Here is a 13,624-nt window from a genome sequence, read left to right as displayed (position 1 = left end):
ATGTTGTCCGTGACCTGTCAATCAAAGCGCGCGGGGCCAGTCAGATCCCGGCGTACCACTGGTATCCGTTGCTATCCTCCCAGAAGCCGCCCTGTCCGCGGCCGATTCCGCCCAGCGTGGCAACCGCTTCGATCATGGTGAGGTACTTGGCGTGCTTGTAGCCCAGTTGGCGCTCGATCCGCATCCTGAGCGGCGCACCGTTGCGTTCAGGCAGCGGCTTTCCGTTGAGGCTGTGCGCGACGATTGTCTGCGGGTGGAACGCATCGTCGAGATCGATGCTTTCGTAGTACGGCGCACCATAGAGCCGGTCGGCACAGTGGAACACGATGAAGCGCGCCTCGGGCTTGAGCTTGGCGGCATCGAGCAGCACCGACAACTGCGGCCCGGTCCATTCGCCGATTGCGCTCCACCCTTCGACGCAGTCGTGCCGGGTTACTTGGGTGCGCTGCGGCAGCTTGCGGATATTGTCGAGCGTCAGGCTCAACGGGTGCTCGACCAGCCCGGTGACTTGCAGCTGCCAGTCGGCGAACCCGTTGGCGAGCGCAGCGGCATATTGCGGGGTGCGGACCGTCTGCGAGCCGTTGCCGCGAAAGAACGGCGAGATCTGCGAGCGGTCGAATTCGGGTGCCATCGCCTGGCGACCCGTCAGCGCGCGCTGCGCCTTGAGGTGCCATTCGTCGGCGGCCTTGAACAGCGCCTTGCCCGCCTTGCTGTCGCCGACCTTGGAACAAGCGGTAGCGAATAATGCGCCGAGCCCTGCGATGACGTTGCGGCGCTTCATCGTTTCGGCCCTCCGGTGATCATGTCGCGCAGCTGCCTGATCGGGCCGGACGCCAGCACCAGTGCGACGTGGAGCATGAAAAAGCCGAACAGCCCCCATGCGAACAGGAAATGCAGCGAACGCGCGGTCTGCCGCCCGCCGAGCAACTGGACCAGCCAGCCCAGGCTCGGCTCGATCCCCGGACTGATTGCGAGGCCGGTCACGATCATTCCCGGCAGCAGCACGCCGAGCACGATCCCGTAGGCCAGCTTCTGCAGAAAATTGTATTTGCCGCCGCCGTGATCGAAATCGAAGCGCAGGTGCGCGGCGATGTCTTCACGGATCGCGCCCAAGCGCCATTCCTTGCGGGTGGTCATCACGTCGCGCCTGAAATGGCGGTTGGCCAGCATCGCGGCCCACATGAACAGCAGCCCGAGCGCAAACGGCCATGCCATCAGCAAGTGCCAGTCGCGCGCGCCGGCGAGGCTGTAATACCCCGGGATCGTCGCCCAGCCGGGGAAGCGGGCGACGTTCAGCCACGCGGTGCGCGGATCGAAACCCCACTGGCCCCAATAGAGGTGCGGGTGGGCGTTCGAGATGTTCAGTCCGCTCATGAACAGGATCGCCACGCACAGCAGGTTGAGCCAGTGCCACAGCCGGGTGGAGAGGGCATGGCGCCGGGCGGGCTTGCTCACGGTCGCACGCCTTCGCGGGCGAGGTAAATCACGTCGCGCGACTGGCTGAGCAAGTGCTGCCCGCTGTCGACGAACAGCGTCTCGCCGCTCGCCAGGTGGCCTTCCGCAAGCCACAGGCAGGCCTCGGCGATCTCTTCCGCGCAGGTTTTGCGCTTGAGCAGGTTGAGGCGGTGCGAAACCTCGGTTTCTTCCTCGGTCTGGTCATGGCTCGCAAGGATCGCGCCGGGGGCGAGCGCGTAGATCCTGTCTTCCGGCCCTGCTGCACCCATCGCCAACATCTGCACCGTTGCCGCAGTGGCCGCCTTGCTCATCGTGTAGCTGAAGAAATCCGGGTTCATGTTGGCCAACTTCTGGTCGGTGAACTGGATTACCCGCCGCCCGCCGTTTGCGCGCGCGCGTGCAAGGAAAGCTTGCGCCATGCGCGCCGGGGTTGTCGCATTGACCTGCATCGCGACCCGGTTCGTCGCCGGATCGAGTGCGGTTACACTATCGGCATCAAACACCGCCGCGCTGTTGACCAACACTCGCCAGTCGCTGAGCCGCCGGGCTAAATGCTCGACCAACGCCACCGAAGCATCGCCATCGGCCAGGTCGCAGGAAACGGTCTCGGCTGAAGGCAGCGTCGCGGCGAGTGCTTCGGCTTCGTCTTGCGACTGGCCGTAGTGGATAATCACATGCCAGCCTGCCTCCGCGAACGCGCGGACGATTGCGGCCCCGAGTCGCTTGGCTCCGCCGGTGACGAGGATCGCAGGCCGGCTCATCCGACTGCCTCTCGAACCGAGCCGATGGAACACATGGAACACTGTCCTGAACCAAATTCCATCGAGGCCCAACGTAGTCCGATTTCGCTATTTGCTAGCGGCGGCTGGAGAGAGTCTGGCTGACGCATCATCGCGGCGAATTAGAGCATATCCGCGCGAAGGTAGGAAACCCAAATGGATGTGCCAAAGAAAACGGGCGCCGGAGATACACCCGACGCCCGTTCAATCCTTGGCCGGTCTCTCACTCAGCGGCAGCGGACCTCGCCGCTATCGAGCTTCTTGCCGAGCAAGGCTCCCGCTGCGGCGCCGAGGATAGTGCCGGTCGTGCGTTCGCCTTCGGTATCGATCGACCGACCGATGAGGGCACCGGCGGCGGCACCGACGATCAGCCCGGTGGTGCCGTCCGAACGGCGGCAGCGGTACCTGCCATCATCGTCGCGCCAATAGCGGATGCCGTTGCGCGAAGTGTAGTAGTGGCGTTCTGCCTGCTTTTCACGCCAGCCGTGGGCCGGTGCATGGCGTGGCGGATCGGCAGAGGCAGGCGTTGCCATCGGCAGCGTAAGCGCAGCGGCGGCAACCGCGAGAATGGTCTTCTTCATGGGAGCGTCCTTTCCCTGATTAGCTTGGTACCCTTGTTGACGCACAAGATGACCAAAAGCTCCACAACCTGCGATTAACGGGCTCTTCATATCCGTATCGCGCGATGAAGCGTGGTTGCCGAGCGATCGGCTGTTTGGCCCAAGTCAGGTCCCAGCCGCCTCGCGGTCGCGTTCGGCGCGGCTTTTCTTCTGGGCCGAAGTCTTGAGCTGGCCGCACGCGGCATCGATGTCGCGCCCGCGCGGCGTGCGCACCGGGGCGCTGATCCCCGCTTCGAACACGATGTTGGAAAACGCCTTGACCCGCTCGGGCGTCGAGCATTCATACGGCGCGCCGGGCCAGGGGTTGAACGGGATCAGGTTGACCTTGGCGGGCAGCTTGAACTGCTTGATCAGCCGCACGAGTTCGCGGGCATCGTCGTCGCTGTCGTTCTTGCCCTTCAGCATCACGTATTCGAACGTGATCCGCCGTGCATTGCTGGCACCGGGATAGGCGGCGCAGGCGGCGAGCAGTTCCTCGATACCGTATTTCTTGTTGAGTGGCACGATCTCGTCGCGGATCTCCTTGGTCACCGCATGGAGCGAGACGGCAAGGTTGGTGCCGATCTCCTCGCCGCAGCGCGCCATCATCGGCACGACGCCGCTGGTCGAGAGGGTGATGCGGCGTTTGCTGAGCGCGAGCCCTTCGCCGTCCATCACCAGCTGGAGCGCGCCCTTGACGTTGTCGAAGTTGTACAGCGGCTCGCCCATGCCCATCATCACGATGTTGGTCAGCAGGCGCCCGTCGGAGGTGTATTGCGCGCTGTCCTCGTCGGTATCGAGGCCGGCCATGCTGCCCTTGGGCCACTCGCCCAGCGCGTCACGCGCGAGCATCACCTGTCCGACGATCTCTCCTGGGGTCAGGTTGCGCACCAGTTTCATCGTGCCGGTGTGGCAGAACCGGCAGTTCAATGTGCAGCCCACTTGCGAGGAGACGCACAGCGTCCCGCGATCGGCATCGGGGATGAACACCATCTCGAATTCGTGCCCGTCGGCGGTCCTGAGCAGCCACTTGCGGGTGCCGTCGGTCGAATGCTGCGCCTCGACGACTTCGGGCCGCCCGATGACGAAGCGTTCGGTCAGCCAGGGGCGCATCGTCTTGGCGATGTCGGTCATCGCCTCGAAATCGGTCACGCCGCGATGGTAGAGCCAGTGAAACACCTGCTTGGCGCGCAGCTTGGCCTGTTTCGCGTCGAGCCCGGCCTCGGCGAAAAGTTCGGTGATGCGCTTCTTGGGCAGGCCGATCAGGTCCACGCGGCCATCGGCGCGCGGCGTGATGTCGCGCGCGACGGGCACCGGATCGATCTGTCCGGGAATGGGCATGAGCGGTGTATCGGGCATTGCGCGGGCGCATATAGGGTGCGGGGTGCGCCAAGGCAAAGGCCGAGTTCCGGAGTGAGTCGCTCGGTGTCAGCCCTGCCGTGCGCAGCCTACGGTCGCCGCGTCCATCGCGGTTGCTACCCCGTCGAGATTGTAGCTGTCGGAGAACAGCACCCCGCGTGAATCGCGGCCATAGATTGTCATGCTCGATGCCGAGCGCATCGCCGCGACGATGGCGGCGTCCATCGCCTTGTCCTTGGCCCAGGCATTCGCGCCGCTGCCGGTCAGGTCGAAGCGGTGCGTGCCGATTTGCAGATTGACCCTGCTGCCTTTCCCCAGCTTGCGCGAAAGCTGCCAGTGGACCTGGCCGCGCACTCCGCGGGTGGGCCAGGTGGCGACTGTCGCGAATGGTTGCTGGTCGCGCGAGCGGCGGGACTTTTCCGCCATCGCAATCGCATAGCAGCGCGGCGTGGCGGGATCGCGGAACGCGCCCCAATTGCTGAACACGCCGAGGCTGTCTTTCGCCGAAACGGGAGCGGCAAGCAAAGCAAGCAAGATGGCACTGGCGAGCAAACTACGCATAATCGATTGCCGTGATTTCCCACTCTTTCTCGCCACCGGGGAGGCGTACCGTCCGCAGGTCACCTACCGACGCCCCGCGCAGCGCGCGCGCCAGGGGGCTTGACCAGCCGATCAGCCCATTGCTGGCGTCCTGTTCATCGTCGCCCACGATGGTGACTGTCTTGCGCGCATCGTCCTCGTCGGCAATCTCGACCTTCGCACCGAAGAACACCCGCCCCTTGTCGGGCTGTTCAGCCGGGTCGATCACCCGCGCGGCCTTCATCCGGCGAGCAAGGTGCGCCAGTTCGCGGTCGATCTCGCGCATCCGCTTGCGGCCGTAGATATAGTCGCCGTTCTCCGAACGATCGCCGTTGCCTGCAGCCCAGCTGACAATCGCCACGACTTCGGGCCGCTCGGTACCGAGCAGGTGGTCGTAACGTGCCCTCAAAGCGGCAAAGCCCTCGGCGGTTATGGGGTTGGCGGATGACATTCCATGCTATCTTGAATGCCTTCGCAGGGTAGGCCAACCCCTTTCCGATCTTGGCAGTTATTCCGGCTTTCCGGACAACATGATGTGCGCGAACGGCCTACCGCTTGCCATGAGCCATGGCATGGTACCGTCACGCTTTTCCGGGAGGCCAAGGTCGGCGCCTGTCATCATCGGTTCGAGGACGTACTGCCAACTTACCGCGTCTTTGAGCTGTGCGGGATCCTTTCCCCAACTGTCGGCCCCGCCCATGAATCCGTATCCGGTGGTCCCCGGCTTCGGCAGTTTGATGGTCCCATCCTTCACCGCAGCTGCAACGGCTGCGCGGTAGGCATCCTCATCTGCCGACTTGTCCTTTATGGCCTTCAGTTGCGGCCTGAGTTCATTGACGCTCTCTGGCGGACAAATCACCAGAAGCCGGTTCTTTATGCCCCTGCGATCGCTGCTCGAAACAGTGCAGGTCAGTTCGCCCGAACCTTGCTGGACGGTCGTCGTCGTTCCGTCTGCTTGCGTCAGTTCCACCGTCGCTTGGGAAACCAGCGTTTCAGGCAATGCCATCGCAACGGCTTTCATCGCATAATCGGCATCTTGGCCATGGGCGGTTCCTGCAAACGCAATCGCCGCTACCGACACTGTCATCAGTCGTCCAAACATCCTTCGCCTCCTCCGCAGTTGAAGGGTAAGGAGTATCAAACGACTCTTGGGAATGACAGGCCCATCCGTCACGATGGTTGCTGGATCAGCGCATCCCGATGAACTGGTCGATCGACTTGGGGCTGCCGTATTGGACCCGGCCCGGGTGCAGCGATTCGTAGACCACCGCATTCTCGAGCACCCGCTGGACGTAGTTCTTGGTCTCGAAGATCGGGATTTCCTCGATCCACTTGAGCCAGTCGACATCGCCATTGCGCGGATCGCCGTTGATCCGCAGCCACTTGTTCACATTGCCGGGCCCCGCATTGTAGGCAGCGACGGCCAGCGGATAGCTGCCCCCGAAGTAGTCCATCATTCGCGCGAAATAGGCATCGCCCAGTTGCAGGTTGTATTGCGGATCGCCGGTCAGGTTGGCGCTCATGTAGGTCATGCCGAGCTTGTCTGCCTGCTCGCGCGCTGTCCCCGGCATCAGCTGCATCAACCCGCGCGCGCCGGCGTGGCTGGTGCGGGTTTCGTCGAATTCGCTCTCTTGCCGGGCGATCGCATGGACCATCGTGAAGTCGGTCCCGGGCGGGTTCGCGACAACCGGGAAGCCGATGTTGGTGAACTGATCCATGCCCTTTTCGGGAGCGATCCGGCCGACCACCACCGCGAGCTCGGGCAGGTTCAGCTGCTGGGCGAGGTCGGCGACCAGGTCCATCTGTCCGGCGTTTTGCGCCTGTTCGGCCAACGCGGTGAAGAAATAGCGCTCGGTTCGCCAGTCGGTCCCGTTGCGCGCGGTTGCGACCACCGCCTGCACGAGCGGCTTTTGCGCGAATGCTGCGCGCTGCGCGGGTGTCACCGGATCGGCAGGATCATTAGCGAATTTCGGAAGAGGTTGACCGAGCGCCTTGAGCGCAAGCTGGCCATAGAAGTATTCCGGGTAGGCCGCAGCCATGGTGAGATACTTGGTGATCCCTGCCTCGCCCGCCCGAGCCAATGCGCGCCCGGCCCAGAAAAAGCCCTTCGAGCGCGTCTGCGGCGTGCGCGCGGCGCTGCCATAGCGGTAGAACAGCGGCGCGGCATCGTGCCCATCGCCGAGCGACCACAGTGCCTTCGTTCCGCCGAGCCACATCAGCGAGGTGTAGTCGTCGCGCAAGCGATAGCTAGCCGCGGAAATATCGGTTCCAGGGGCAAACAGGTCGTCGACCTTGCTCGCGATCTGCATTGCGGTGCGCGGATCGGCCGAGCGGGCGAGTAGCAGCATTTCGCCGACCATGTCTTCGGCATCGAACGCGGGATGCGTGAAGGGCAGGCGGTTGGCGAGCAGTTGCTGCGCCGCATCGCGCTGTCCGGTTTTCCGGTAATAGCGCACGAGGTTGTAGACGTAGCCCGGGTCGCTGGTGGCGGTCGCCGGGACAACCAGGCCGTCGGTTGCCGGGTCGATCCCTTGCAGCAGCATCAGCCGGGCCATGAACACCAGGCTCTTGTCGGAACTGACATGGTTGATCTGCCGGGTCGCCGCCTCGACATCGCCCTGCCACAGCAGCGCGTTCATCCGCGCGTCCTGGTCGTCGGGCGTGAACTGGTTGCCGAACATCGAAGAGAGGTAGGCTTCGGACGGGCTGCTCATCGTGCCGCCGCGCCACGCCAGCCGCGCCGCTTCTGCCGCTTCGGGCCGGCCGACCGCGGCGAGCGCGAGTGCGTAGCGCGCCCGCGCGGGATTGCCGATCGGCGGGAAGCGCTCGAAGAACGCCACCAGCTCGCCCGGCGATGCGGTCGAGCTGTCGAGCGCATCCTCGGCGTGCTTCTGGATCAGGTCGGCGCGCGGATAATCGGGATAGGCGAGCAGGAACCCGGCGTAGTCCTCGAACGCCATCCGGTCGTTGGCGATGAGTTGCTGCCAGCGAAACACCGCCTGAGCAGCCTGAGCTGGCTGGCTGGCCACCAGTTGCGCACGGCCGTCTTGCACCTGTTCCGCTTGCGCAGCCAGCGGCGACGACGCATTGAGAGCGCCAGGCGCAAGGATGCCCAGAGCAAAGATACGGACGGCAACCATACTGGACATTCTGGCCCACGGCTCCTTATCAGGCGCTGAATGATTTCCCCCCTCGGGAACACGCCGACCCTGTTCGGGTTCTTGCGCTGCTCCCTTATGACGCATGAAAAGGCCCAATCGCAATGTTTTCCGGCTCGATTCCCGCTCTGGTGACTCCTTTTCGCGACGGTTCGTTCGATGAGGCCGCATTTCGCAAGCTCGTCGACTGGCAAATCGATTCGGGCAGCAGTGCGCTGGTGCCGTGCGGAACCACCGGCGAAGCCTCGACCCTGTCGAATGCCGAGCACCACCGGGTGATCGAAGTGTGCGTCGAACAGGCCGCGGGACGCGTGCCGGTGATCGCCGGGTGCGGAAGCAACGATACGCAGAACGCGCTGCTCCACATGGTCTTCTCAAAAAAGGCGGGGGCAGCAGCCGGACTGTGCGTTGCGCCGTACTACAACCGGCCGAGCCAGGCCGGGATCATCGCACACTTCAGCTTCCTAGCGGAAAACAGCGACCTGCCGATCGTACTATACAACGTGCCGGGGCGTACAGTGACCGATATCGAGCCGGAGACGGTGTGCGAGCTGGCCAAGCGCTACCCGGACCGAATCGTGGCGATCAAGGATGCCAGCGGCGACCTGTCGCGGGTAACCGATCACCGGATGGGGATCGGCAAGGACTTCTGCCAGCTTTCGGGCGACGACGAGCTCGCGCTGCCCGCCAATGCAGCGGGATCGGTCGGGTGCATCTCGGTGACCGCGAACGTCGCCCCTGCACTGTGCGCCGAATTCCAGCAAGCCTGTGCCGACAACGACCTGGTCAAGGCACGCGAGCTCAACGACCGGCTCTATCCGCTGCATTATGCAATGTTCGAGGATGCCAGCCCGGGACCGGTGAAATACGCGCTCAGCCGGGTCCACAACTGGATCCTGCCCGATATCCGCCTGCCGATGGTCGAATGCAACGATGCCGCGAAGAAGGCCGTAGATGCCGCGCTGGAGCACGCCGGCCTGGTATAATCCCGCTCGACGCGCCCGCAGGCTTCAGTTCGATGGGTTGTATTTCTCCACGAACTTCATGGCCGCTTCGAGCATCTTGTCACGGGTCTCTGAACGCGACAACCAGTGATCTTCTCCGTCGAGCGTGACGAATTCATAGGGCTTGCCGGCAGCCTTGAGCGCATCGGCCATAAGAGTGCTTTGCTTGAACATGACCACGGTATCGTCCTTGCCGTGGATCAGCAGTATCGGCGCATCGGCATTTGCTGCCTGTTTGCGTGGCGAGATCGCATCCCAACCACTCTTCGGGCCAAACTCCTCCAGCCTGTTTCGAGAGATAAGCTGGGCACCGTCGGCGTGATTCACCTCCGTGTTGTAAAGCGCCGCGATGTCGCTCACGCCCGCGACAGCGACCGCACAGCGATAGAGCCCGTGCTGGATCGTCACTCCGGCCAGAGCGGCATATCCGCCGTAACTCGCGCCGACGATGCACGCCCGTTTGGGATCGACTATCCCCTTGGTTGCGAGGGCTGCGACCCCATCCGAGATATCGGTCTGCATCTTGCGACCCCACTCGCCGTAGCTGGCCCGTTCAAACGCGTCGTCGCGGTTTGTCGAGCCGCGAAAGTTGGGCTGGAACACGGCGTAACCGCGCGAGGCGAATGCCTGCGCCCACCAGTCGAATCCGAGTCCGTCGTAGGAGTGCGGGCCGCCATGAGGCAGGACAACGACCGGAAGGTTCTTGCTCGCCCCGCTGGGCGGCAGTGTCAGGATGCCGTCCAGCTCCAAACCGTCCTGCGCGGAATAGTCGAAATCCGAAGTAGGGCCGACTTTTTCAGGGGGAAGCTGCGGACGCTCGAATCCCACTGCCTTGGCATGCAGGGTTGCCATGTCGACGACGAACCAGGTGCCGCTGTCGCGACCTCCGTCGGTGCGCACGATGACGCGCGAAAAGTCCCGCGACCACCCCATCAGTCTGGGATTGCGGCCGGCAAATGCCTGGCGCACCATTTCGGCGACCTTCTGCTTGCCCGGGTCGAAGAAAACCGGCTTCTTCTGCACTCCGTCTTCTAGGTAGCCGAGCAACGAACCGGTGTCGTGGTCCCAGTAGAGCCGATTGACTTCAACGTCTTCGAGGAACGGCTTAGGTTCGCCGCCAGCCAAGGGAATTTCGAACCAGTGAGTCTTATCGTCATTCGGATCCTCGATGCCATAAATTACAGTCTTTCCGGTCTTGCCCAGACCAATCAGGCCCACGGATCCATCGGGGCTATTCCCGTTCTGGATGATGTCGTCGCGACCGTTGCGAACTTCCCAGTCCCCTGTGTCTCGATTGAGATTGAAGATCGCTGCCACTGATCCGTCAGCCCCGACTCGCCAGGAGCGGTCCGTATCGCTTCCAGCCGATGAAGCAACGCGCTTCGTCTTGAGAGAACTGAAATCGACTGAGTAGAGCGCAGGGTTGCCGCGATCAAAGACGTAGTGCCCCGTCCGGTCGAGAGCGAATTCCATAGCACCGAAATATCCGAGCCACTGCGATCCAACATGACGGATGCCGAAGCGCCCAAAGATCGAAGAATTGAGCTTGCGGTTCTTACTGAAAACAGGAGCAATTTCCCCGGTCGGATCGATCGGGATGTAAAACGCCTGGGTCAGTTCGTATTTTTGGGCGAGAAATCCGTATGCGTCCGCTGTCGAGCTGGTGAAGAACAAAAGCCCGTCATCCCCGGCAAAGCTCAGGTCGCGATACTTGACCTCTCCGGCATCGAGCTTGCGGACCGGCTTCATGTCCTTGTCGATTAGCCAAACCGTTTGTTTGCCGTTGAGCGCCTGGACCAGCGCGAAGTAGTCCCCGCTATCCGAGATTGCCGCGTCCTCCACGGTGGGTAGCGCGCCATAGACAGAAAGTGGCACCGGATCGGGGCTCCCGGACTTGTCCGCCGAATGTGCGGGTATCGAGCCCAACGCCAAAGCCACGAGCGATGCCTTGAGTAGTCTCTTCATTCTTGCGCCCCTCCATTTGAATTCCCGTGAAAACCAGTCTGCAAACCTTTCGATCGGTATGCTGGCGCGAGCCATGACGGTTGCTTGCATCGTATTGCTCAGTTCGATGGGTTGTATTTTTCCACGAAGGCGACCGCCGCCTTCAGCATCTGCTTGCGGGTATCCGAAGAGGACAGCCAGTGGTCCTCGCCGTCGAGGACGACCATTTCGTAGGGCTTGTGGTTGTCCTTCAGTGCGTCGGCCATCTTCTCGCTCTGCACGAACGGCACCACGGTATCGTCCTTGCCGTGGATCAAGAGGATCGGCGCATCGGCATGGGCTGCCTGTTCACGAGGAGAAATCGCGTCCCAATCGCTTTTCGGGCCGAGCTCGGAGAGACGCGATCGCTTAATAAGGCGCGAATCGCCAGAACTGATACTTTCTGACTGGTACAGCAGCCCGATGTCGCTAACTCCCCCGACCGAGACTGCACAACGATACAGGCCGTGTTGAAGTGTTACGCCAGCAAGAGCTGCGTAGCCGCCATAGCTTGCTCCAACGATACAGGCGCGCTTCGGATCGACGATGCCCTCGGCAGCCAGCGCGGCCAGACCGTCGGAGATGTCGGTCTGCATCTTCTTGCCCCATTCGCCGTAGCCAGCGCGCTCGAATGCGGCATCGCGATTGGTCGAGCCGCGAAAGTTGGGTTGGAACACGGCGTAGCCGCGCGACGCGAATGCTTGCGCCCACCAATCGAACCGCTCGGTATCTTGGCTGTGGGGGCCACCGTGCGGCAACAGGATCACGGGCAGGTTCTTTTTCGCGCCACCCGGCGGCAGGGTCAAGATGCCGTCCAGTGCCAGCCCGTCTTGCGCTTTGTAATCAAACACCGAAATGGGGCCGACCATCTGCCGGGCGATTGCCGGTCTTTCAAAGCCAAGAAGTTCGGCGCTCTGTTTCTTCAGGTCGACCAACATCCAACTGCCGCTGTCGCCGTTGCCGTCGGTCCGCACGATCACGCGCGAAAAGTCATCCGACCATGCCACCAGCTGCACTTGGGATTCATCGAATGCCGAGCGGACAATATCGGCAACTCGCTGGTGGTCTGGGCTGACGAAGACTGGCACTCCCTTCGCCCCGCCTTTCAGGTAGCCGAGGAAATCGCCGGTGGTCGGATCCCAATAAGTTCGCTCGACTTCTACATCCGGGAGGAATGGCTTGGCCTCGCCTCCGGCCAAGGGAATTTGGTACCAGTCGACTTCTCCGGATTTGGGATCGTCCATCTCATAGATCAACGACTTCCCTAGCGCGCCGAAGCCCAGCATTCCTGCCCCGCCATCCGGATTCGAGCCCCGCGCGAGGACAGTTCCGTCGGCATTGCGAATGGTCCAACCACCGTTGTTGTCGGCGAGGTCGAATGTGGCGGCGACATTGCCGGACGCGTCGACCAGCCAGTCGCGATAGAAACCATTTTCGGCCGGGGTTGCTTCCCGGGTGCGATCGAAGGTTGACAGGTCCACTTGATACAACGCCGGCCTGCCACTCTCCATGACATAACCGCCGCCAAGGGTATGGCGATACTCGACTGCTCCGAAATAACCCTGCCAACCCTTGTCGGTATGGCGGATTCCGTAGTTGCCGAAGACTGCATTGACGAAACGGCGCGACTTTCCGAGCACCGAACGTGCTATCCCGTCACCTGTGATCGGAATGACAATGGCCTGCGAAAGCTCATACTTGTCGGCAGAAAATCCGCGTGCATCGACCGTCGCGCTGGTCTGGAACAGGATCGCGGAATCGCTGATGAACCGCAGTCCGCGGACCTTGATCCCGTTTGCGCTCGTCCGGCGCTGCACGACGTTGTTCTGGTCAAGGACCAAAAGTTCGCGGGTGCCATCCACCGTTGCGATCATCGCGGTGTGGCCGCCGGACGGTGAGATCGTGACGTCTGTGATCTCGGGCAACTCGCCGTATGCATCAAGTGGAATGTCGGCCGCGACCGAAGGCTTGCTATCGGCCGCTTGAACCGGCGAAGCAAGGAAGGCCAGACTAGTCAGTACAAGACATGCGGCGCGTAGCATGGTCACCGGCCCCCCAAAGCCGAGTCAATTGCGCGATCGGGATTTATTCCTAACGATTTCGCGATGTTGGGCAAGCCTTACGGGTTGCCCTTTCCCTTGTGGCGCTCACCGCCTACATCCCCGCCACCATGGCCCGCCCGAAACCCGCCACGTTCGACAAGCAAAAGACCGTCGCCGAAAACCGGCGCGCGCGGTTCGACTATTTTATCGAGGACACGTTCGAGGCGGGCCTGATGCTCACCGGGACCGAAGTGAAGAGCCTGCGCGCGGGCGAAGCGTCGATCGCGGAAAGCTATGCCGAAGTGCGCGGCGGAGAGGTTTGGCTGGTCAACGCCAACGTGCCCGAATTCAGCCACGGCAACCGCTTCAACCACGAGCCGCGCCGCCCGCGCAAGCTGCTGCTCCATGCGCGCGAGATAGACAAGCTGACAGGGGCGGTCGAACGCAAGGGGATGACGCTGGTCCCGCTCAGCATCTACTTCAACGCGAAAGGGCGGGCGAAGGTCGAGCTTGCACTCGCCAAGGGCAAGCAGGCGCAGGACAAGCGCCAGACGATCAAGGAGCGCGACTGGAAGCGCGACAAGGCCCGGCTGATGCGGGAGCGCGGCTGAGTCGGTTGCTTTCGGCAGTTGGCCGAACAATCGCGCGGCTTCGTCGGGCTGCCCC

General features: G+C 62.7%; 13 protein-coding genes. 2 read left to right on the top strand and 11 right to left on the bottom strand.

The features are described 5' to 3' along the window. Window positions 1–40 precede the first annotated feature (40 nt). From CJO11_RS05290 to CJO11_RS05250, 9 genes are all read right to left on the bottom strand, one after another. Window positions 41–781 carry a molybdopterin-dependent oxidoreductase gene (locus CJO11_RS05290; RefSeq protein ID WP_095011782.1) on the bottom strand — a complete coding sequence of 247 codons (741 nt, stop codon included), beginning with the start codon at window positions 779–781 and terminating at the stop codon, window positions 41–43. Continuing rightward, a complete protein-coding gene (locus CJO11_RS05285; protein WP_095011781.1) occupies window positions 778–1,455 on the bottom strand; it encodes a cytochrome b/b6 domain-containing protein in 678 nt (225 codons plus the stop codon). The genes CJO11_RS05290 and CJO11_RS05285 overlap by 4 nt, the downstream gene beginning before the upstream one ends. After that, complete coding sequence (locus tag CJO11_RS05280) at window positions 1,452–2,216, bottom strand: SDR family oxidoreductase (RefSeq protein ID WP_095011780.1); 765 nt, start codon at window positions 2,214–2,216, stop codon at window positions 1,452–1,454. The genes CJO11_RS05285 and CJO11_RS05280 overlap by 4 nt, the downstream gene beginning before the upstream one ends. 245 nt (window positions 2,217–2,461) lie before the next feature. Continuing rightward, window positions 2,462–2,815 (bottom strand): glycine zipper 2TM domain-containing protein, encoded by a 354-nt coding sequence (locus CJO11_RS05275; RefSeq protein WP_095011779.1) that lies wholly within the window; start codon window positions 2,813–2,815, stop codon window positions 2,462–2,464. 144 nt (window positions 2,816–2,959) lie between these two features. Then, entirely contained in the window at window positions 2,960–4,192 is a 1,233-nt protein-coding gene (gene rlmN / locus CJO11_RS05270; RefSeq protein WP_095011778.1) for a dual-specificity RNA methyltransferase RlmN, read from the bottom strand. A 69-nt stretch (window positions 4,193–4,261) separates the two neighbouring features. Then, window positions 4,262–4,753 carry an invasion associated locus B family protein gene (locus CJO11_RS05265; protein WP_095011777.1) on the bottom strand — a complete coding sequence of 164 codons (492 nt, stop codon included), beginning with the start codon at window positions 4,751–4,753 and terminating at the stop codon, window positions 4,262–4,264. Beyond that, window positions 4,746–5,222 carry a transcription elongation factor GreB gene (gene greB / locus CJO11_RS05260; protein WP_095011776.1) on the bottom strand — a complete coding sequence of 159 codons (477 nt, stop codon included), beginning with the start codon at window positions 5,220–5,222 and terminating at the stop codon, window positions 4,746–4,748. The genes CJO11_RS05265 and greB overlap by 8 nt, the downstream gene beginning before the upstream one ends. A 57-nt stretch (window positions 5,223–5,279) precedes the next feature. Further along, complete coding sequence (locus tag CJO11_RS05255) at window positions 5,280–5,792, bottom strand: hypothetical protein (RefSeq protein ID WP_150124978.1); 513 nt, start codon at window positions 5,790–5,792, stop codon at window positions 5,280–5,282. 166 nt (window positions 5,793–5,958) lie between these two features. Beyond that, on the bottom strand, window positions 5,959–7,920 hold the full coding sequence (locus CJO11_RS05250; RefSeq protein WP_240504571.1) for a lytic transglycosylase domain-containing protein: 1,962 nt from the start codon (window positions 7,918–7,920) through the stop codon (window positions 5,959–5,961). Window positions 7,921–8,033: 113 nt separating this feature from the next. Between CJO11_RS05250 and dapA the strand changes: the two genes are divergently transcribed. Next, on the top strand, window positions 8,034–8,915 hold the full coding sequence (gene dapA, locus CJO11_RS05245; protein ID WP_095011773.1) for a 4-hydroxy-tetrahydrodipicolinate synthase: 882 nt from the start codon (window positions 8,034–8,036) through the stop codon (window positions 8,913–8,915). 24 nt (window positions 8,916–8,939) lie between these two features. Here the strand turns inward: dapA and CJO11_RS05240 are convergent, their stop codons facing one another. Continuing rightward, window positions 8,940–10,682, bottom strand: coding sequence for an alpha/beta hydrolase family protein (locus CJO11_RS05240; protein ID WP_240504570.1), 1,743 nt, complete (start codon window positions 10,680–10,682; stop codon window positions 8,940–8,942). 314 nt (window positions 10,683–10,996) lie between these two features. After that, a complete protein-coding gene (locus CJO11_RS05235) occupies window positions 10,997–12,958 on the bottom strand; it encodes an alpha/beta hydrolase family protein (protein ID WP_095011771.1) in 1,962 nt (653 codons plus the stop codon). A gap of 128 nt (window positions 12,959–13,086) precedes the next feature. Here CJO11_RS05235 and smpB point away from each other — a divergent pair, with 128 nt between their 5' ends. Further along, the gene (gene smpB, locus CJO11_RS05230; RefSeq protein ID WP_095013227.1) at window positions 13,087–13,569 is read left to right on the top strand and encodes an SsrA-binding protein SmpB; all 483 of its coding nucleotides are present in this window, start codon (window positions 13,087–13,089) and stop codon (window positions 13,567–13,569) included. Window positions 13,570–13,624: the final 55 nt, after the last annotated feature.

The organism is Tsuneonella mangrovi, assembly GCF_002269345.1.
Taxonomy (GTDB): domain Bacteria; phylum Pseudomonadota; class Alphaproteobacteria; order Sphingomonadales; family Sphingomonadaceae; genus Tsuneonella; species Tsuneonella mangrovi.
This window is presented reverse-complemented; position numbering and strand designations above follow the sequence as displayed.